The 18,551-nt window shown below is 70.6% G+C and carries 17 protein-coding genes; 9 read left to right on the top strand and 8 right to left on the bottom strand.

Annotation, left to right across the window (positions count from 1 at the left end):
- The first annotated feature begins 105 nt into the window (after window positions 1–105).
- Window positions 106–837: an ANTAR domain-containing protein gene (locus tag ACERZO_RS16340; RefSeq protein WP_372665486.1), complete on the top strand. Its 732-nt coding sequence runs from the start codon at window positions 106–108 to the stop codon at window positions 835–837.
- A gap of 46 nt (window positions 838–883) precedes the next feature.
- Here the strand turns inward: ACERZO_RS16340 and ACERZO_RS16335 are convergent, their stop codons facing one another.
- The gene (locus ACERZO_RS16335) at window positions 884–1,093 is read right to left on the bottom strand and encodes a hypothetical protein (protein ID WP_372665485.1); all 210 of its coding nucleotides are present in this window, start codon (window positions 1,091–1,093) and stop codon (window positions 884–886) included.
- 192 nt (window positions 1,094–1,285) lie between these two features.
- On the opposite strand from ACERZO_RS16335, the gene ACERZO_RS16330 reads away from it, so the two are divergent.
- The 4 genes from ACERZO_RS16330 (at window position 1,286) to ligD (ACERZO_RS16315) (ending at window position 4,360) form a co-directional block, all read left to right on the top strand.
- Window positions 1,286–1,483, top strand: a complete 198-nt coding sequence (locus tag ACERZO_RS16330; RefSeq protein WP_372665484.1) for a hypothetical protein — start codon at window positions 1,286–1,288, stop codon at window positions 1,481–1,483.
- 140 nt (window positions 1,484–1,623) lie between these two features.
- Window positions 1,624–2,550, top strand: coding sequence for a non-homologous end joining protein Ku (ku, locus tag ACERZO_RS16325; protein WP_372665483.1), 927 nt, complete (start codon window positions 1,624–1,626; stop codon window positions 2,548–2,550).
- A gap of 5 nt (window positions 2,551–2,555) precedes the next feature.
- On the top strand, window positions 2,556–3,500 hold the full coding sequence (ligD, locus tag ACERZO_RS16320; protein ID WP_372665583.1) for a non-homologous end-joining DNA ligase: 945 nt from the start codon (window positions 2,556–2,558) through the stop codon (window positions 3,498–3,500).
- Window positions 3,497–4,360 (top strand): non-homologous end-joining DNA ligase, encoded by an 864-nt coding sequence (gene ligD, locus ACERZO_RS16315; RefSeq protein ID WP_372665482.1) that lies wholly within the window; start codon window positions 3,497–3,499, stop codon window positions 4,358–4,360. The genes ligD (ACERZO_RS16320) and ligD (ACERZO_RS16315) overlap by 4 nt, the downstream gene beginning before the upstream one ends.
- Here the strand turns inward: ligD (ACERZO_RS16315) and ACERZO_RS16310 are convergent.
- A complete protein-coding gene (locus ACERZO_RS16310; protein ID WP_372665481.1) occupies window positions 4,353–4,985 on the bottom strand; it encodes a UdgX family uracil-DNA binding protein in 633 nt (210 codons plus the stop codon). The genes ligD (ACERZO_RS16315) and ACERZO_RS16310 overlap by 8 nt on opposite strands.
- A gap of 89 nt (window positions 4,986–5,074) precedes the next feature.
- Between ACERZO_RS16310 and ACERZO_RS16305 the strand changes: the two genes are divergently transcribed.
- Window positions 5,075–5,491 (top strand): CBS domain-containing protein, encoded by a 417-nt coding sequence (locus ACERZO_RS16305; protein ID WP_372665480.1) that lies wholly within the window; start codon window positions 5,075–5,077, stop codon window positions 5,489–5,491.
- A gap of 43 nt (window positions 5,492–5,534) precedes the next feature.
- Window positions 5,535–6,662 carry an NAD(P)-dependent malic enzyme gene (locus tag ACERZO_RS16300; RefSeq protein ID WP_372665479.1) on the top strand — a complete coding sequence of 376 codons (1,128 nt, stop codon included), beginning with the start codon at window positions 5,535–5,537 and terminating at the stop codon, window positions 6,660–6,662.
- Here the strand turns inward: ACERZO_RS16300 and ACERZO_RS16295 are convergent.
- The 6 genes from ACERZO_RS16295 to ACERZO_RS16270 form a co-directional block, all read right to left on the bottom strand.
- Complete coding sequence (locus ACERZO_RS16295; protein ID WP_372665478.1) at window positions 6,659–6,970, bottom strand: DUF3040 domain-containing protein; 312 nt, start codon at window positions 6,968–6,970, stop codon at window positions 6,659–6,661. The genes ACERZO_RS16300 and ACERZO_RS16295 overlap by 4 nt on opposite strands.
- 80 nt (window positions 6,971–7,050) lie before the next feature.
- Entirely contained in the window at window positions 7,051–8,817 is a 1,767-nt protein-coding gene (locus ACERZO_RS16290) for an IlvD/Edd family dehydratase (RefSeq protein ID WP_372665477.1), read from the bottom strand.
- Between the two features lie 516 nt (window positions 8,818–9,333).
- Complete coding sequence (locus tag ACERZO_RS16285; protein ID WP_372665582.1) at window positions 9,334–10,698, bottom strand: GH1 family beta-glucosidase; 1,365 nt, start codon at window positions 10,696–10,698, stop codon at window positions 9,334–9,336.
- Window positions 10,699–10,742: 44 nt separating this feature from the next.
- On the bottom strand, window positions 10,743–11,600 hold the full coding sequence (locus tag ACERZO_RS16280) for a carbohydrate ABC transporter permease (RefSeq protein WP_372665476.1): 858 nt from the start codon (window positions 11,598–11,600) through the stop codon (window positions 10,743–10,745).
- Window positions 11,597–12,586: a carbohydrate ABC transporter permease gene (locus ACERZO_RS16275; RefSeq protein WP_372665475.1), complete on the bottom strand. Its 990-nt coding sequence runs from the start codon at window positions 12,584–12,586 to the stop codon at window positions 11,597–11,599. Before ACERZO_RS16275 ends, ACERZO_RS16280 begins: the two co-directional genes overlap by 4 nt.
- A 4-nt stretch (window positions 12,587–12,590) precedes the next feature.
- On the bottom strand, window positions 12,591–13,892 hold the full coding sequence (locus ACERZO_RS16270) for an ABC transporter substrate-binding protein (RefSeq protein ID WP_372665474.1): 1,302 nt from the start codon (window positions 13,890–13,892) through the stop codon (window positions 12,591–12,593).
- Window positions 13,893–14,143: 251 nt separating this feature from the next.
- Between ACERZO_RS16270 and ACERZO_RS16265 the strand changes: the two genes are divergently transcribed.
- Together ACERZO_RS16265 and ACERZO_RS16260 are read left to right on the top strand one after the other, a co-directional pair.
- On the top strand, window positions 14,144–15,139 hold the full coding sequence (locus tag ACERZO_RS16265; protein ID WP_372665581.1) for a LacI family DNA-binding transcriptional regulator: 996 nt from the start codon (window positions 14,144–14,146) through the stop codon (window positions 15,137–15,139).
- Between the two features lie 481 nt (window positions 15,140–15,620).
- The gene (locus ACERZO_RS16260; protein ID WP_372665473.1) at window positions 15,621–18,548 is read left to right on the top strand and encodes a glycoside hydrolase family 48 protein; all 2,928 of its coding nucleotides are present in this window, start codon (window positions 15,621–15,623) and stop codon (window positions 18,546–18,548) included.
- Window positions 18,549–18,551: the final 3 nt, after the last annotated feature.

Here is an 18,551-nt window from a genome sequence, read left to right as displayed (position 1 = left end):
TCTCGCGCTGGACCCGTTAAAGCGCTAGCGGCCCACTAGTGGCGCGCGCCCGGGTCCTCCCTGGATGAGAGCGCCCTGAGCACCGAGTAGAGGGGCGTCACCAGGATGACGGGCGGCGATGAGCGGCTCACCGCGCGGTTGGACGAGGTCACGCTGGCGATGGAGTCGCTGACCGCGATGCTGGACACCGAGCTGGACCTCGGGCAGATGCTGCAGTCGGTGTGCGACCACGCCGTGCAAGTCGTGCCGGGGGCCGACATGGCCAGCATCACCCTGGTGCGCGAAGGCGTGCCCGAGACGGTCGCCAGCACCGACCAGCGCGCGGTGAACTTCGACCGCGAGCAGTACCGGATCGGGGACGGGCCGTGCCTGCGCGCCGCCGAGACCGGGCAGCCGGTCCGCGTCGGCGTCGGGGCGGTGGGGGACCTGTGGCCGCAGTTCGTGTCGTCGGCCGAGCAGCTCGGGGTGGCCAGTTTCCTGGCCGCGCCGCTGACCGTGGACGACGACATGTCCGGCGCGGTCAACCTCTTCGGCTTCGGCGAGCACGGCTTCAGCGAACTGGGCACGAAGATCCTCGAGCTGTACACGGCGACGGTGGTGATCGGCCTGCGCAGCGCGCGCCGCTACTTCGCGGCCCGCGAGCTGATCGACCAGCTGAACCGGGCGCTCGAAACGCGCGCGGTGATCGACCAGGCCAAGGGGATCCTGATGGCCGCGCACCGGATCACCGCGGAGGAGGCGTTCCAGCGCCTGGTCAAGCGGTCCCAGGACGGCAACCGGAAGCTCCACGAGGTGGCGGCGGAGTTCGTGGCGGCGGTGGCGACCACGACAGCGTGAAAACCGGGCTTCGCGGGCGGGAAGGCTTCTTCAGCCCACCCGGCCGCTAGCCGGCCGGGACCTCGTCCGGCGGCGCCTCGGTCTCGGCGGGCGCGTCGGGGCGGTGCCGGCCGCGCTGGCACGTCGTGCAGATCAGCGTGCGGCCGAGGATGCTCCCGTCGTCGGCCACCACCTGCGCGACGTGCATCGTCGGGAAGCCGCACACCTCGCAGGGCAGCGAACCGTCCTCGCGGCTGATGCGGAGCTGGGTGCCCATCCGGCCTCCTGGGTGTGACGCGGGTCTCACATACCTTGCCGGTTCCCTCGTCAGAACCGGGTGAATTCACTCGTTCGGCCCAGTGCGGGCTGTCTCCGGGAACCCGATCGGTGCCTCTTGTGTTGGGTGGGATGAGACCGGGTAATCGGCCGGCGACCGGGTTCACCGGGGGATTGCCGGAGGGGAGCGAACATGCGAGACAAGCGGAACGACCTGCGACCGGTGGCGGACCTCCTGCTCGAGGGCGGGGACACGCCGGCACAGGCCGACACCCGGCGCAGGGCGGCATTGGCCGTCGCCGCACGGGCGAAGGACTCCGAAGACTGCGCGCAGCTGCTCGACATGCTGGGCCTGCACCGGTCCGGCGGCCGCAGCAGCGAAGTCGCCTGACGCACGACCCGCCGAGCCCGTCGCGACCACCGGTCCCGGCGGGCTCCGGCTTTTCCGGCGCCGGGCCGTCACGCTCCGCGACGACCCGGCGTTTCGAGCCGTGGTCGCGCGGGTATCGCTGCCGGTGAGGAGGTCGAGACATGGCCAGACCGGTCTGGAGCGGTGCCCTGAGCCTGGGGCTGGTCACCGTCCCGGTGGAGCTGTACCCCGCGGTGGCGGACCACACGATCCACTTCCACCAGTTCGAACGCGGGACGTCGGACCGCATCCGCAACCGGCGGGTCAACGAGCGGACCGGCGACGAGGTCACGCAGGACGAGATCGTCAAGGGCTACGACCTCGGCGGCGGCGACCACGTGCTCGTCGAGCCCGACGAGCTGGACGAGATCGCGCCCGAGCGGTCCCGGCGGATCGACATCGAGCAGTTCGTGGAGCTCGACGAGATCGACCCGTGGTTCTTCGACCGCACGTACTGGCTCAAGCCGGCGAAGGAGGACTTCGCCAAGGCGTACGGCCTGCTGCTGCAGGCGATGGACCGCAGCGAGAAGGCCGGGATCGCGAAGTTCGTGCTGCGCGGCAAGGAATACCTCTCGGCGATCCGCGCCGGCGAGGACGTCATGGTGCTCAACACCCTCCATTTCGTCGCCGACCTGCGGAAGCCGGAGGACGTCATGGGCGGCTTGCCCAAGCTGCCCAAGCCGCGGCCCAAGGAGCTCGACATGGCGCTCTCGCTGGTCGACGAGATGACCGCGCCGTGGAAGCCCGACGACTACCGCGACGAGTACTCCGAACGCGTCGAAGAGCTCATCAAGGCCAAGAAGCAGGGCAAGGAGATCGCCCACGAAGAGGAGCCGGAGCCTTCGGCCGACGTCGTCGACCTGTTCGAAGCGCTGTCGCGCAGCGTGAAGAACCGCAAGGGCGGCAGCAAGAAGGCGGCGAAGAAGAAGGAGCCCGACCTCGCCGAGCTGTCCAAGTCCGACCTGGACAAGCTGGCTCGCGAGCAGGGCGTGAAGGGCCGGTCGAAGATGACGCGCGCCGAGCTGGAGAAGGCGCTGAAGGCCTCGTGACCGGGGTGACCGGACCCGGCTGGCGCGAACCGACGCTGGCCACGCTCACCGGCCGCCGGTTCTCCGACGACGGCTGGATTTTCGAGCGCAAGCTGGACGGCGTCCGGGCGATCTGCGTGCGCGACTCGGGTACGCCGACGCTCTACTCGCGCAACCACAAGGTGATGGACAACGCCTACCCGGAGCTCGTCGAAGCGCTGGCGGCCCAGGGCGGCCCGCGGTTCGTGGCGGACGGCGAAATCGTGGCCTTCGACGGCGCCAACACCAGCTTCGCCGCGCTGCAGCCGCGCATTCACGTCAGCGACCCGGACCGCGCGCGGGCCACCGGCGTGCGCGTCTACTACTACCTGTTCGACCTGCTGTACTACGACGACCACGACACGACCGCGCTGCCCCTGCGGCAGCGGAAGGCGTTGCTGCGCGACGCGTTCGACTTCGCGGACCCGCTCCGGCTTTCGGCCCACCGCAACACCGAGGGCGAGAAGTTCTACGCGGAGGCCTGCCGGCGCGGCTGGGAGGGCGTCATCGCGAAGCGGGCGGAGGCGCCGTACCACCACGGACGGTCCCCCGACTGGCTGAAGTTCAAGTGCGCCCAAGGGCAGGAGCTCGTCATCGGCGGCTTCACCGACCCGCAGGGCGCCCGCCACGGCTTCGGCGCCCTGCTGCTCGGCTACCACGAGGACGGCGGCCTGAAGTACGTCGGCAAGGTCGGCACCGGGTTCGACGAGCGGCTCCTGGCGTCACTGCACAGCCGGTTGCGGGAGCGGGAGACCGAGCGGTCGCCGTTCGCCGGCGCGGTGCGGGAGAAGGGTGCGCACTGGGTCCGGCCGGACCTCGTCGCGCAGATCGACTTCTCCGAATGGACGCGCGACGGGCGGCTGCGGCACCCGCGGTTCGCCGGGCTGCGCGAGGACAAGAAGGCGGCGGACGTCGTGCGGGAGCGCGCATGAAGATTTCCCACGCGGACAAGGTGTACTACCCCGGCGACGGGCTGACGAAGGGCGACGTCGTCGAGTACTACCGCGCGGTCGCCGACGTCATGGTGCCGCACCTGCGCGGCCGCCCGCTGACGCTGCGGCGCTACCCCGACGGCATCGACGGCCAGGGCTGGTTCCAGAAGCACCCCGGGGAGCACTTCCCGGACTCGATCCGCGTCGAGAGCGTCCCGCGGCGCGGCGGCGGCACCGACGACTACGTCGTCTGCGAAGACGCGGAAACGCTGGAGTACCTGGCCGGGCAGGGCACGCTGGAGTTCCACGTCTGGCTGTCCACTGTGGACGCGCCGGAGTGGCCGGACCGGCTGGTGCTCGACCTCGACCCGCCGGACGGCACGCCGGTCGCCGAGCTGCGCGCGGTCGCGCGGCGGATCCGCGACCACTACCAGCGCGCCGGGCTGACGCCGTTCGTCCAGGCGACCGGCGGCCGCGGCTTCCACGTGCTCGCGCCGCTGGACGCGAAGGCGGACACCGAGACCGTGCTCGAGCTGTCCCGCGCGCTGGCCGACCGCGTCGCCGCGGACGACCCGGACCGCCTGACCACGGCCCAGCGCAAGGACAAGCGCGGCGACCGGATCTTCCTGGACGCCAACCGCAACGGCTACGCGCAGACGTTCGTGGCGCCGTACTCGCTGCGGGCCCGCCCGGGTGCGGCGGCGGCCACCCCGCTGGACTGGCGCGAGCTGGGCAAGGCGGACCCGAACGGGTGGGGCCTGGCCAAGGAGAAGCAGCGCTTGGCACGCAAGGACGACCCGTGGCGGGACCTGGACGCGCACGCGGCGTCCGCCGAAGCGGCGCTCAAGCAGCTCACTTGAGCAGTTTGCGTGCGGCCTCGAGGTCTTCGACGAAGGCCGCGTAGGCCTCGTCGCGGTCGGGAGCCCGCAGGATCGCCGACGGGTGCACGGTCGCGATCGCGGACGGCACCAGCTCGGCCACGTCGTCGGGCGCTTCCACCGGCTCGCCGCGGTGGGCCGTCAGCTTGAATTTGGTGCCCAGCAGCGACTGCGCGGCCGTCGCGCCCAGCAGCAGCACCAGCTCCGGGCGCACCGCGCGCAGCTCCGCCAGCAGCCAAGGCCGGCAGGCGACCACCTCGGTGCGGCCGGGTTTCTGGTGGATGCGGCGCTTCCCGCGTTCGTCGCGCTTGAACTTGAAGTGCTTGACCGCGTTGGTGACGTACAGCGCCTTCCGGTCGAACCCGGCCTCCGCGAAGGCGCGGTCGAGGAGCTTCCCGGCCGGCCCGACGAACGGCTCGCCCGCGAGGTCCTCCTTGTCACCCGGCTGTTCGCCGACGACCAGGACTTTCGCCTGTTTCGTGCCTTCGCCGAAGACGGTCTGCGTGGCGTCCTGGTACAGGTGGCACCCCTGGCAGCCCGACGCCGCCGACCGCAACCGGCCGAGGTCGGTGGTGTCCGGTGGCTCGGCACCGCGGGTATCCGGCATGTGCTGCGAATTTCCCGCCGGAGCGCACGGGTAAACCCGCGTACACCGGGTAGCCGCGCATTACCGTTCGAGAACGGAAGGAGTTCACGATGACCACCGCACGCGAGATCATGACGTCGGACGCGACCTGTGCCCGGGAGTCGGACACCGTGCACGACGCGGCCCAGACCATGGCCCGGCTGAACGTCGGCGCCCTGCCCATCTGCGGCGAGGACAACCGGCTCAAGGGCATGATCACCGACCGCGACATCGTGGTGAAGGTGCTGGCCGAGGGCAAGGACGTCCGCGCGGTCCACGTCGGCGAGCTGGCCCAGGGCGAGGTCGTCACGATCGGCGCGGACGACGGCGCCGAGGAGATCCTGCGCACCATGTCCGAGCACCGCGTCCGCCGGCTCCCGGTCATCGACGGCCACGACCTCGTCGGCATCGTCGCGCAGGCCGACGTCGCCCGGGCCCTGTCGAACCCGACGGCCGGCGAGCTCGTCGAGGCCCTGTCCTACGACTGAGCGACGGCGATTCCTCCCCGCGCGGTCCGGGTACCCCGCGGGTATGTCACGCAGCCGAGGAAAAGTCGAAGTCGCGACCCGCGTCGCCCTGGACACCCCCGGCGACCTGGCCGAGCACTACACGCCGGGCGTCGCGGACCGGGCGAAGCGGGTCGGTGACGATCCCTCGCTCCTCGCGCGGGAGACGGTCAAGGGCAACTCGGTCGCCATCGTGTCCGACGGGTCCGCCCTGCTCGGGCTCGGCGACCGGGGCCCGGCCGCCGCGCTGCCCGTGATGGAGGGCAAGGCGGCGCTGCTGAAGCGCTTCGCCGACGTGGACGCCTGGCCGATCTGCCCGGTGAGCCGCGAACCCGACGACCTCGTCCGCACCGTGAAGGACCTGGCGACGTCGTTCGGCGCGATCAACCTCGAGGACATCGCCGCGCCGCGGTGCTTCACCGTCGAGCGGCGGCTGCACGACGAGCTCGACATCCCGGTGTTCCACGACGACCAGCACGGCACCGCGGTCGTCGTGCTCGGGGCGCTGCACAACGCGCTGAAGCTGACCGGCCGCGAGCCCGGGGACACGTCGGTCGTCATCGCCGGCGCGGGGGCGGCGGGCAGCGCGGTCGCGCGGCTGCTGCTGCGCGCGGGTTACCGTTCCGATCGCGTCGTCGTCTGCGACAGCGAAGGCGTCCTGCACCCGGACCGGGACCTGATGGGGGAGAAGCACTGGCTGGCGGAGAACACCAACTCTTCCGGTGCCACCGGCAGCGTGCCGGACGCGCTGCGCGGCGCGGACGTGTTCGTCGGCGTCAGCGCCGGCGGCCTCCTCGACCCCGGCGACGTCGCCGCGATGGCGGACCGCGCGATCGTCTTCGCGCTGGCCAACCCCGACCCGGAGGTCGACCCCGGGGCGGCGGGCAAGCACGCGGAGATCGTGGCGACGGGCCGCAGCGACTTCCCCAACCAGATCAACAACGTGCTGGCGTTCCCCGGGATGTTCCGCGGCCTGCTCGACTCGCGCGCGCCGCGGGTGACGGCGGAGATGCTGCTGGCGGCGGCGCACGCGCTGGCGGACGTGGTCGGCGACGACCTGGACGCGGGGCACATCGTGCCGAGCGTGTTCGACGAGGCCCTGGTGCCGGCGGTGGCGGAGGCGGTGGCCGGCGCGGTCCGGGCGGCCGATTAGTCCACTGTGGACCCGGCCGCCGGCGTCCCGTCCTGAGTGGACTGGCCGGCCGTCTCGGCGCGGGCGATGTGCCACGCGACGAGCGCGCCGGCCCCGACCGTGCCCCACAGCACGAGTCCGGCGTCGCGGGCGAACAGGCCGACGACGAGCATGACGACCGCGGTGACGTCGCACAGCACGAGCAGCAGGTTCCAGCGCTTCGACTCGCGCAGGGTGCGGCCGGTGAAGGCGGCGGCGAACGCGGGGTCGCTCGCCTGCAGCTCCGCCTCGATCTCGCGCAGGGCGTGGCGTTCTCGCTCCGGCAGCATGATGGGCCTCCTCGCCTCGGCTACCGCAGGGGGTACCCCTTTCCACCGCGTCCGAAGCGGCGATTTCCCGTGAAAACGCGTCAATGGTTGTCCCGGGGGATGCCCTTCGTCTTCGCGATCCGCTGGTACGCCACGGCCGGGCGCAGCACCATGCCGTCGCAGAGCTGGTCGACCATCGACCGCTGGATCTCCTGCCACGGCGTCTGCGCGTCGGGGACCGGGTACCCGCCCGCTTCGGCCAGCTCCTTGTGGCGCAGCGCGAGCTCTTCGCCGGGGATCAGGACGTCGGCGGTGCCGGCGGTGAGGTCGATCCGCACCCGGTCGCCGGTCCGCAGCACCGCGAGCCCGCCGCCCGCGGCGGCTTCCGGGGAGGCGTTAAGGATCGACGGCGATCCGGACGTACCGGACTGGCGGCCGTCGCCGAGGCAGGGCAGCTCGTGGATCCCGCGCTTGATGAGCTCCGCCGGCGGCCGCATGTTGACCACCTCCGCGGAGCCCGGGTAGCCGAGCGGGCCGGTGCCGCGCATGACGAGCAGCGAGTGCTCGTCGACGCCGAGGTCCGGGTCGTCGATGCGGGCGTGGTAGTCCTCGGGGCCGTCGAACACGACGGCGGTGCCTTCGTAGACGCCGCCGGCCAGGTAGCGGCGGCGGAACTCCGGCGAGATGACGCTGGACTTCATGATCGCCGCGTCGAAGAGGTTGCCCTTGAGGACCAGGAACCCGGCGTCTTCGGTCAGGGCCGTGTCGAAGGTGCGGATGACGTCGCGGTCGCCGGCCTCGGCGTCGCGGCAGTTGTCGCCGAGCGTGCGGCCGTTGACCGTGCGGGCGGCTTCGTGGATCAGGTCGTGCCGCATCAGCTCGTGCACGACGGCGGGGACGCCGCCCGCGCGGTGGAACTCCTCGCCGAGGTACTTGCCGGCCGGCTGGAGGTCGACCAGCAGCGGGACGGCGTGGCCGAGGCGCTGCCAGTCGTCGAGGGGCAGGTCGACGCCGACGTGCCGGGCGATCGCGCCGATGTGGATCGGCGCGTTGGTCGAGCCGCCGATCGCCGAGCTGACGACGATGGCGTTCTCGAACGCCTCGCGCGTCAGGATGTCCGACGGCTTGAGGTCCTCGCGCACCATCTCGACGATCCGTCGTCCGGTCAGGTAGGCCATCCGCGCGCGGTCGCGGTGCGGCGCGGGGATGGCGGCGCAGCCGGGCAGGCTCATCCCGAGCGCCTCGGCGAGCGCGTTCATCGTCGAGGCGGTGCCCATGGTGTTGCAGTGCCCGGGCGACGGGGCCGAGGAGGCGACGAGCTCCATGAACCCGGCGTCGTCGATCTCCCCGGCGGCGAGCAGTTCGCGCGCCTTCCAGACGATGGTCCCGGACCCGGTGCGCTCGCCGTTGTGCCAGCCGTTGAGCATGGGGCCACCGGACAACACGATGGCGGGCAGGTCCACGGTCGCGGCGGCCATCAGGCAGGCGGGCGTGGTCTTGTCGCAGCCGGTGGTGAGGACGACACCGTCGATGGGATAGCCGTAGAGCGTCTCGACGAGCCCGAGGTAGGCGAGGTTCCGATCCAGCGCGGCGGTCGGGCGCTTGCCGGTTTCCTGGATTGGGTGGACCGGGAACTCGATGGCGATGCCGCCGGACTCGCGGATGCCTTCGCGGGTGCGGTCGGCGAGCTGCAGGTGGTGGCGGTTGCAGGGGGACAGGTCGGAGCCGGTCTGCGCGATGCCGATGATCGGCTTGCCGGATTGGAGTTCTTCCCGGGTGAGGCCCCAGTTCATGTACCGCTCCAGGTAGAGGGCGGTCATGCCGGGGTCGGCGGGGTTGTTGAACCAAGCTTCGCTGCGCAGTCCCATACCGGTCAGTTTGGCAATGGTGGGGGTGGAATGCACGCTTCTGGGGGTGGGGTGGGTCGGTGGGGCTTTGGTGCGGCTCTGCTCGCTGTTCCCTTTCACGCCCCTGCCGCGGCTCTGTCCGTTCCGGCTGTTTCTGTGCCGAGCCCTGCCGCGGCTTCGCCCCGGCCCGTCGCGCTCTGCTCGCCGGGTCTCTCAAGCCCTTCCGGCACCCCGAAGCTGTCATTGTGACTACGGCCGGCAACACCGCGTCAAGGCGGGAAAGATGCCTTGACCCGGTGCTGCCGGCCGTGTTCTGGCTTCGGATCGGGGTGCGGGGGAGTCTGGGTTCTCGTCGGTGCCTGTTTTCGAGTTCCCCTTGCGTTTGGAGGCTGGTGTCGGTCGCCTGCCCGGGTAACCCCCGTCCCGGAGGGTGGTGAGGGAAGGCTGGCGGCCGGGCCCGGATCCCTCGGGCCCGGCCGCACCCCTCGGTGGGCGGTGGCGGCTACCCGCGCCGGTCGCCGTCACCGTCGGTGCTCGTCAGCCGAGGCCGTTCAGCCCGATCACCCGGGAGTACCAGTGCGCGCTCTGCTTCGGCGTCCGTTGCTGCGTCTTGTAGTCCACGTGGACCAGGCCGAACCTCTTCGCGTAGCCCTCGGCCCACTCGAAGTTGTCGAGCAGCGACCAGTAGAAGTACCCGCGCAGGTCGACCCCCGCCTCCAGGGCGTCGTGCGCCGCGCGCAGGTGGGAGTCCAGGAACGCCACCCGGTCCGTGTCGACGATGTCGCCGCCGTCCGCCACCACGTCCGGGTACGCCGCGCCGTTCTCCGTGATGTACAGCGGCACGCTGCGGTAGCCGCGGTGGACCTGCAGCAATGACTCCGTCAGGCCGGCCGGCTGGACCTCCCAGCCGGAGTCCGTCCGCGGGGCCGCCGGGTCCGGGACGAAGTGGACGTCGCCCGCGCCGACCCACTCCGGGCCCGCCGGCTCGCTGCCGGCCACCGGGCGGCCCGCCACCCGGTAGTCGCGGTAGTAGTTCACGCCCAGCCAGTCGACGTGCGCGGCGATGACCGCGGCGTCCTCGTCGCGCACCACCTCGCCGAGCCCGAACGGGGCCAGGTCGGCCACCAGGTCGTCCGGGTAGCCGCCGCGCAGGACCGGGTCGAGGAACAGCCGGTTCTGCAGGCCGTCGATGCGCCGGGCCGCCGCTACGTCGGTGACGTTCGCCGGGTCGTGCGGGGCGACCGGGTACAGGTTGAGCGTGATCCCCGCCGGGACGCCCGGTGCGTGCCGGCGGATGATGTCCATCGCCAGCCCGTGGCCCAGCAGCAGGTGGTGCGTGGCGGCGACGGCGGCCGGGTGGTCGGTGCGGCCGGGTGCGTGGATGCCGCCCGCGTAGCCGAGCATCGCCGCGCACCACGGCTCGTTCAGCGTCGACCAGCTGGCGACGCGGTCGCCGAGCCGGGCCAGCACCGTCTCGGTGTACTCGGCGAACCGGTACGCCGTGTCCCGGTTCGTCCAGCCGCCCCGCTCTTCCAGCGCCTGGGGCAGGTCCCAGTGGTAGAGCGTCGCCCACGGCTGGACCCCGGCCTCCAGCAGGCAGTCGACCAGCCGGTCGTAGAAGGCGAGCCCGGCGGCGTTCGGCGCGCCGCCGTCCGGGCGGACGCGGGGCCAGGCCAGCGAGAAGCGGTAGGCGCCGAGGCCGAGCCGGCGCATCAGGTCGACGTCCTCGCCGTACCGGCGGTAGTGGTCGGCCGCCGGGTCGCCGGTGTCGCCGCCCACGACCGCACCCGGACGGCGCGCGAAGACGTCCCAGACCGAGTCGGTGCGACCGTCGTCCGTGGTGGCTCCTTCCACCTGGAACGCCGCGGTCGCGGCGCCCCAGACGAAGCCCGGCGGGAACATCACTGCGGTCTCCGCCCGAACGCTGTCGGGATGTACGGACATGTTCACCCTTTCACGGCACCTTGCATGATCCCGGCCACGATCTGGCGGCCGAGGAGGACGAAGACGATGAGGATCGGGATGGTGGCCAGGGTCGTACCGGCCAGCACCAGCGAGTAGTCGACGTAGTAGCCGCTCTGCAGCTTCTCCAGCGCGACCTGGACGGTCGGGTTGCCCGCGTCCAGGACCACCAGCGGCCACAGGAAGTCGTTCCACGACATCATGAACGTGAACATCGCCAGGATCGCCGCGGCCGGCCGGACCGCGGGCAGGCAGACGTTCCAGAAGATCCGGATCATGCTGCAGCCGTCGACGCGCGCGGCCTCGATCAGCTCGTACGGCAGCGCGTCCACTGTGTACTGCCGCATCCAGAACACGCCGAACGCGGTGACCAGGTTGGGCACGATCACCGCCGTCAGGCTGCCGGTCCAGCCCAGCTCGGACATCGCGATGAACAGCGGGATGATGCCCAGCTGCGTGGGCACCGCGAGCGTCACGACGATGAACACGAACAGCTTGTTGCGCCCGCGGAACCGCAGTTTCGCGAAGGCGAACCCGGCCAGCGACGAGAACAGGACCGTCGTCAGCGTTACCGTGCCGGACACGATGACGCTGTTGGCCAGTGCCTTCCAGAACGGCACGGTGTCGAACACCCGGGCGGCGTTGGCGAAGAAGTTGCCGCCGGGCACGAACGGCGGGATGCGCTCGGTGAGCATCCCGTTGTCGCGGCTGGCCACCAGGAACGACCAGTAGAACGGGAACAGCGAACCGAGCACGAAGATCGCCAGCACGACGTAGGTCGCCTTGCGTGGCTTGCCGAGCGTGGCGACCTTCCGTCGCAGTCCACTTTGGATGGTGGTCATTTCTTCTTCACCGCCTGGGGACGCGCGATCCGGCCGGTGAGGAAGAAGTTCACCAGCGCGATGAGCACGATGATCACGAACAGCACCCAGGCGATCGCCGAGGCGTAACCGAGATCGGCGTTCTGGAACGCCGTCTGGTAGAGGTACAGCGTCACGGTCTGGAACTGGTTGGTGGAACCGCCGTTGTTCGACCCGGGCATGGCGTCGAACAGCTTCGGCTCGGTGAAGATCTGCAGGCCGCCGATCGTCGAGGTGATGGTGACGAAGACGAGCGTCGGCCGCAGCAGCGGCAGGGTGACGTTCCAGAAGCGGCGCCACGTGCCGGCGCCGTCGATCAGCGCCGCTTCGTGCAGTTCCTTCGGGATGGCCTGCATGGCCGCCAGCACGATCAGGGCGTTGTAACCGGTCCAGCGCCAGTTGACCATGATCGCGATCGCGACGTGGCTGCCGAAGCGGCTGGCCTGCCAGTCGACCGGGTCCAGCCCGATGGTCTGCAGGACGCCGTTGATCAGCCCGTACTTCGGGCCGAACAGGTTGGCGAAGATGATGCCGATGGCGACGAGGCTGGCCGCGTACGGCAGCAGGATGCCGACCCGCCAGCCCGTCGCGCCGCGCAGCCGGGCCCCGAGCAGCGCCGCCAGCAGCACGGCGATGATGAGCTGCGGGATGCTCGAGAGCAGGAAGATGCTGATCGTGTTCGTCAGCGCGTTCCAGAACTGCGCGTCGGCGAAGAGCTCCTTGAAGTTGTCGAGGCCGATGAAGTCGGGGTCGTCGCTCCCGGCTTCCCACTTGAACAGCGAGACGTACGCGGTGTAGAGCAGCGGGAACAGCCCGACGATCCCGAAGAGGATGAAGAACGGCGCGATGTAGAGGTACGGCGAGACCTTGACGTCCCACCGGCTCAACCGGTGACGGAAGGTGGGCCGGGGAGACGTGCGCTCCCCGGCCTTACTCCCTTCCGGCGCGACCTTGTCGAGGACGGTCATCGGCTCAGCGCGTGATCTTCTTCGCGGCGTCGACCATCTGGTTCCAGCCGTCGGCAGCCGACTTGCCCTGCTCGACCGCCTGCAGGGCCGGGCTGGACGCGTTCTCCTGGATCTGGCCGTCGCCCGGGCCCTTGTACTGCGGCTTCTGGACCTTCTTGGCCTGCTCGGCGAACAGCTCGCCGACCTTCGTGCCGCCGAAGTAGTCGTCGGTCTTGCTCAGCAGCGCGGGGTCGGTGAGGGCCTTGACCTGGCTCGGGAAGGTGCCCTTCGCCTGGAACGCCTTGATCTGCTGCTCCGGGGCGGTCAGCCAGGCCGCGAGCTCGGCGGCCTCCTTCGGGTGCTTCGACTGCGTCGGCACGGTCAGGTACGAGCCGCCCCAGTTGCCGCCGCCGCCGGGGAAGGCCGCGGTGACCGCCCACTTGCCGGCGTTCTCCGGGCCCGCCTGCTCCTTGATCACGCCGAGCATCCAGGCCGGGCACACCTTCGTGGCGAACGCGCCCTGCTTGAAGCCGGTGTTCCACTCGTTGCTGAACGCGGTGAGCTTGGCCGACTCGCCCTTGGCGACCGCGTCGGTGACCTTGGTCCAGGCGTCCTTGATGCCCTGGTTGCTCTCGACGGCCAGCTTGTCGTCGCTGCCGATGTAGCCCTCGGGGAGCTGGTTGACCATGGCGTTGAAGTTCTGCGCGGCCGAGTCGAACCAGGCCTTCTTGGTCTTGGCGGTGAAGTCGGCGCCGGCCTGGAAGTAGCTGTCCCAGGTGGCGAACAGCGGCTTGACGGCCTCGGGGTCGGTCGGCAGGCCCGCGTCCTTGAACATGTCCTTGCGGTAGCACATGGCGAGCGGGCCGATGTCGGTGCCGTAGCCGATGAGCTTGCCGTCCTTGGTCTTGGCGGCGTCGTACTTCCAGCTCAGCCAGCGGTCGGGCGAGGCGTCGGCCGGGCCGATCTTGCTCAGGTCGTTGAACTTCGAGCCCTTGTCGAGGAAGTCGGACAGGTGGCCCTCTTCGAGCGCCGTCACGTCGGCCAGACCCGAGCCGGCGGCGAGCTTGGTGACGAGGTCCTCGTGGTACGGGCCGCCCTGGCCGGTCTTGCGGTGGGTGATCTTGATGTTCGGGTGCAGCCGCTCGTACTCCGGGATGAGGGCCTCGTAGCCGAACTCGGTGAACGTCGCCAGCGTCAGGTCCACGTGCTCGTTCGGGCCCGCCGCGGGCGGGGTGCTGCTGTCACCGCCACTGCCACAGGCCGAGGCGCCGAGCGCCGTCATCGTGATGCCCAGTGCGAGGACCAGGCCGTTCCGGATCGTTCTCACGTGTTCAACCACCTTGTTGACGGGAATGAGCGCTCTCACTGCTGGGAGCCCGGACTGGGAGCGCTCCCAGGTGCCGCCGAGTCTGCTGGGGGCCTTCACCGGTGTCAAGGGGTCGTAACCGGAGCGTTTCCTGCGAGGAGCGCTCCCGGACGTGCGGGGGCGTGAACGTTAAGCTGGGGCGGTCAGGGTGGTAGCGGGTGATTGAGGGCGGTGCCGTGGGGCCTCGAGCAGGGGATGAAGAACGGCCGACGCTGGAGGACGTCGCGGCGTTCGCCGGCGTGTCGCGGTCGACGGCGTCGCGCGCGTTGAACGACGACGCGTACGTCAGCGCGGCGGCGCGCGAGAAGGTCCTCGCCGCGGCCCGCGACCTGGGCTACTCCCCGAACCAGGCGGCTCGCTCCCTGGTCACGCGCCGGACCGGGGCCGTCGCGGTGGTGCTGTCGGAGCCGGAGGCCCGGCTGCTGGACGACCCGTACCGGACCGCGGTCATGCGGGCCGGCTACCGCGAGCTCGCCGACGTCGGCCGCCAGATGGTGCTCATCTTCAGCGACACGCGCGAGGACCTGAGCAAGACCGTCCGGTTCCTCGAGGGCGGCCACGTCGACGGCGCGCTGGTGTTCGCGCCGCACCGCGCCGACCCGCTGCCCAAGGCGCTGCGGCTGCTGCGGATCCCGGTGGTGTTCGGCGGGCAGGCGGCCGGCATCCGGCGCGGGGTGCACGTCGTCGACTTCGACAACGAAGGCGGCGCCCGGCTGGCGGTCGAGCACCTGGTCGCGAACGGGCGGCGGCGGATCGCCACGATCTCCGGCCCGCAGGACCAGAGCGCCCCGATCGACCGGCTCGCCGGCTGGCGCAAGACGCTGCTCGACGCCGGGCTCGACCCCGCCGACCTGGCCGAAGAGGCCGACTTCACGCTGTCCGGCGGCGCGAACGCGATGTCCGCGCTGCTGGCCCGCCACCCCGACCTCGACGCGGTGTTCGTCGCGAGCGACATGATGGCGGTGGGCGCGCTGCGGACGCTGGACTCGGCGGGCCGCCGCATCCCCGAAGACGTCGCGGTGGTCAGCTTCGACGACAACGCGACCCTGGCCCCGGCGATGGACCCGCCGCTGACGTCGGTCCACCAGGACCCGCGCGAGCAGGTCCACGCGATGGTCGAGACGCTGATGCAGCTGCTCGACGACCAGAGCCTCAAGCCGCGGCAGCACATCCTGCCGGTCTCGCTGGCGGTCCGCGCCTCGAGCTGACGCCCGGCCCCGTCGCCGAGACGTCGCGAACGACCCATTCGCGACCTCGGAGGTCCCGAATGACCCATTCGCGACTTCGGGGTGAGCCTTCGTCCCCCGGCGTGGCCGCCGCGGGAGTACGGGGTGTGGCCGCCGTTCGGGCGTGCCCGGTTCTCACTCGTCCGTGTGCCGCTGCCCGGCCGCGGTGCCGATGGCCGGGAGCGCTCCCCGTTCAGATCTACGCGTTCGGCGCTAAACGCCGTTTCCGCGGCACTCCGAGTGACCACTGCGCTAGGCCGTTCGAGTGAGTGGCCGACTATCGGCGGCGGCTGTTCAGGAGTGTTCAGCAGGCGCTCGTTCGCCGGGCGCGCCGATGTGACGTTCGCGGTCGCCGTGTCCTTCTGACTCGATTCTTTACATCCAGGTTTCCGGCTGGCTACCGTCTGCGCCTGGAAGCGCTCCCAGATCGCTGGCTCCCTACGGACAAAGGAGTTCCGCAGCCATGCGTTCCTCTCCCCGAATGCGCCGGTTGCGCGGCCGGACCCTGGCCCTGGCCTCGGCCACGGTCGCGGTCGCCGCCGCGCTGGTCGCCCCACCGCCCGCGCTCGGCGCGGACATCGCCTGTTCCGTCACCTACACCACCAACGACTGGGACACCGGGTTCACCGCCAACGTTTCGCTCCGCAACGACGGCGCGCCGCTCGACAGCTGGCAGGTCGGCTGGACCTTCCTCGACGGCCAGAGGGTCCAGCAGGGCTGGAGCGCCACCTTCGCCCAGACCGGCGCCGCGGTCACCGCCACGAACCTCTCCTACAACGGCCACCTCGGCACCGGCGCGAGCACGTCGTTCGGCTTCAACGGCTCGAAGGGCTCCGCCAACCGTCCACCCACCGACTTCTCCGTCAACGGCAGCGCGTGCACCGGCGCCAACAAGGCACCCACGGTCACGCTGACCTCGCCGACGTCGACCGGCACGTACTACGCCCCGGCCACGATCCCGCTCGCCGCGACGGCCGCCGACAGCGACGGCACGGTGAGCAAGGTCGAGTTCTACGCCGGCGACACGCTGCTGGCCACCGACACGGCCGCGCCGTTCGAGGGCAACTGGGGCAACGTCCCGGCCGGGACGTACTCGATCACGGCGAAGGCCTACGACAACAAGAACGCGTCGACGACGTCGAGCCCGGTCACCGTGAAGGTGCTGTCCGGGCCCACGATCGTCGCCACCCCGGCGACCGCGCAGGTCAAGCAGGGCGGGACGACGACGTTCGCGGTCAGCCTCGCCGGCGCTCCCACCGCACCGGTCACGGTCGCCGTCGCCCGGACGGCGGGCAGCACCGACCTGACCGCGACGCCCACGAGCCTCACCTTCTCGACGACGAACTGGAACACCCCGCAGAACGTCACGGTGAAGAGCGCCGACAACGGGGGAGACCTGGGCAGCGCGACCTTCACCGCGAGCAGCGGCGGGTACACCGCCGCGACGGTGACGGTCAACGAGATCTCGTCGTCCACTTCGGACTACCAGCTCGCGTTCCTGACCCAGTACAACAAGATCAAGGACCCGAACAACGGCTACTTCCGCAAGTTCGGGAACATCCTGGTGCCCTACCACTCGATCGAGACGCTCATCGTCGAGGCCCCGGACCACGGCCACGAGACGACGTCGGAGGCGTTCAGCTACTACCTGTGGCTGGAGGCGTCCTACGGGCGGGTCACCGGTGACTGGGCCCCGTTCAACCAGGCCTGGACGTCGATCGAGACCTACGCGATCCCGTCCGCGGCCGACCAGCCCGGCAACTCCGGCTACAACGCGAGCAAGCCGGCGACCTACGCGGCCGAGTACCCGAGCCCGAAGCAGTACCCGTCGCAACTGCAGAGCAACGTCTCGGTCGGGGCCGACCCGATCGCGGCCGAGCTGAAGGCGGCTTACGGTTCGGCGGACGTCTACGGCATGCACTGGCTGCTCGACGTGGACAACATCTACAAGTTCGGCCACTGCGAGGACGGCACGAACACCGCGCCCGCGTTCATCAACACCTTCCAGCGCGGCTCGCAGGAGTCGGTCTGGGAAACGGTCACGCAGCCCAGCTGCGACATCCTGAAGTTCGGCGGCAAGAACGGTTACCTCGACCTGTTCACCGGCGACTCGTCGTACGCGAAGCAGTGGAAGTACACCAACGCGCCCGACGCGGACGCCCGCGCCGTGCAGGTGGCCTTCCAGGCCGAGAAGTGGGCCGGCGCGCAGGGCAAGGGCGCCGACGTCGCGGCTGTCGTCAAGAAGGCGTCGAAGATGGGCGACTACCTCCGGTACTCGCTGTTCGACAAGTACTTCAAGAAGATCGGCAACTGCGTCGGCGCGTCGACCTGCGCGGCGGGCACCGGCAAGGACAGCGAGCACTACCTCGTCTCCTGGTACTACGCCTGGGGCGGCTCGATGGACTCGTCCAGCGCCTGGGCGTGGCGCATCGGGGACGGCGCGGCCCACCAGGGCTACCAGAACCCGCTGGCCGCGTACGCGCTGTCGGCGGACCCGGGCCTGAAGGTCACCTCGGCCACCGGCGCGCAGGACTGGGCGACCAGCCTCGGCCGGCAGCTGGAGTTCCTGCAGTGGCTGCAGTCGTCCGAAGGCGGCCTCGCCGGCGGCGCGACCAACAGCTGGGACGGCCAGTACGGCACCCCGCCGTCCGGCACGCCGACCTTCTACGGGATGTTCTACGACCAGCAGCCGGTCTGGCACGACCCGCCGAGCAACCAGTGGTTCGGCTTCCAGACCTGGGGCATGGAACGCATCGCCGAGTACTACCAGGCGACGAACGACGGCCGCGCCAAGAAGATCCTCGACAAGTGGGTTCCCTGGGCGATCGCCAACACCACGGTCGGGGCCGGCGGGAGCTTCCAGATCCCGGCCGACCTCACCTGGAGCGGCGCGCCGGACACCTGGAACGCCACCAGCCCCGGCTCGAACACGAGCCTGCACGTCGCGGTGAAGAACTACAGCAACGACGTCGGGGTCGCGGCCTCGCTGGCCAAGACGCTGCTCTACTACGCGTCCGGGTCGAGCAACGCCCAGGCCAAGACGGTCGGGGAGCAGCTGCTGACGGCGCTGTCGGCCAACACCGACACCAAGGGCATCGCGGTGCCGGAGACCCGGAGCGACTACAACCGGTTCGACGACACCTACAACGCCACCACCGACCAGGGGCTGTACGTGCCCAGCGGCTGGAGCGGCACGATGCCGAACGGCGACGCGATCAACCCGAGCTCGACGTTCCTGTCGATCCGGTCGTTCTACAAGAGCGACCCGCAGTGGCCGAAGGTCCAGTCCTACCTGGACGGTGGCGCCGCGCCGACGTTCACCTACCACCGGTTCTGGGCGCAGTCGGAGATCGCCACGGCGTTCGCCGCGCACGTCGCCCTGTTCGGCTGAAAG

The sequence above is a fragment of the Amycolatopsis kentuckyensis genome (genome assembly GCF_041679295.1).
Lineage (GTDB): Bacteria > Actinomycetota > Actinomycetes > Mycobacteriales > Pseudonocardiaceae > Amycolatopsis > Amycolatopsis kentuckyensis_A.
This window is presented reverse-complemented; position numbering and strand designations above follow the sequence as displayed.

Bases quoted from the DNA above. Each gene is read 5' to 3' on its own strand.
- ACERZO_RS16340 (WP_372665486.1), top strand. From the start codon at position 106: ATGACGGGCGGCGATGAGCGGCTCACCGCGCGGTTGGACGAGGTCACG.
- ACERZO_RS16335 (WP_372665485.1), bottom strand. From the start codon at position 1,093: ATGGGCACCCAGCTCCGCATCAGCCGCGAGGACGGTTCGCTGCCCTGC.
- ACERZO_RS16330 (WP_372665484.1), top strand. From the start codon at position 1,286: ATGCGAGACAAGCGGAACGACCTGCGACCGGTGGCGGACCTCCTGCTC.
- ku (WP_372665483.1), top strand. From the start codon at position 1,624: ATGGCCAGACCGGTCTGGAGCGGTGCCCTGAGCCTGGGGCTGGTCACC.
- ligD (WP_372665482.1), top strand. From the start codon at position 3,497: ATGAAGATTTCCCACGCGGACAAGGTGTACTACCCCGGCGACGGGCTG.
- ACERZO_RS16310 (WP_372665481.1), bottom strand. From the start codon at position 4,985: ATGCCGGATACCCGCGGTGCCGAGCCACCGGACACCACCGACCTCGGC.
- ACERZO_RS16305 (WP_372665480.1), top strand. From the start codon at position 5,075: ATGACCACCGCACGCGAGATCATGACGTCGGACGCGACCTGTGCCCGG.
- ACERZO_RS16300 (WP_372665479.1), top strand. From the start codon at position 5,535: ATGTCACGCAGCCGAGGAAAAGTCGAAGTCGCGACCCGCGTCGCCCTG.
- ACERZO_RS16295 (WP_372665478.1), bottom strand. From the start codon at position 6,970: ATGCTGCCGGAGCGAGAACGCCACGCCCTGCGCGAGATCGAGGCGGAG.
- ACERZO_RS16290 (WP_372665477.1), bottom strand. From the start codon at position 8,817: ATGGGACTGCGCAGCGAAGCTTGGTTCAACAACCCCGCCGACCCCGGC.
- ACERZO_RS16285 (WP_372665582.1), bottom strand. From the start codon at position 10,698: ATGTTCCCGCCGGGCTTCGTCTGGGGCGCCGCGACCGCGGCGTTCCAG.
- ACERZO_RS16280 (WP_372665476.1), bottom strand. From the start codon at position 11,600: ATGACCACCATCCAAAGTGGACTGCGACGGAAGGTCGCCACGCTCGGC.
- ACERZO_RS16275 (WP_372665475.1), bottom strand. From the start codon at position 12,586: ATGACCGTCCTCGACAAGGTCGCGCCGGAAGGGAGTAAGGCCGGGGAG.
- ACERZO_RS16260 (WP_372665473.1), top strand. From the start codon at position 15,621: ATGCGTTCCTCTCCCCGAATGCGCCGGTTGCGCGGCCGGACCCTGGCC.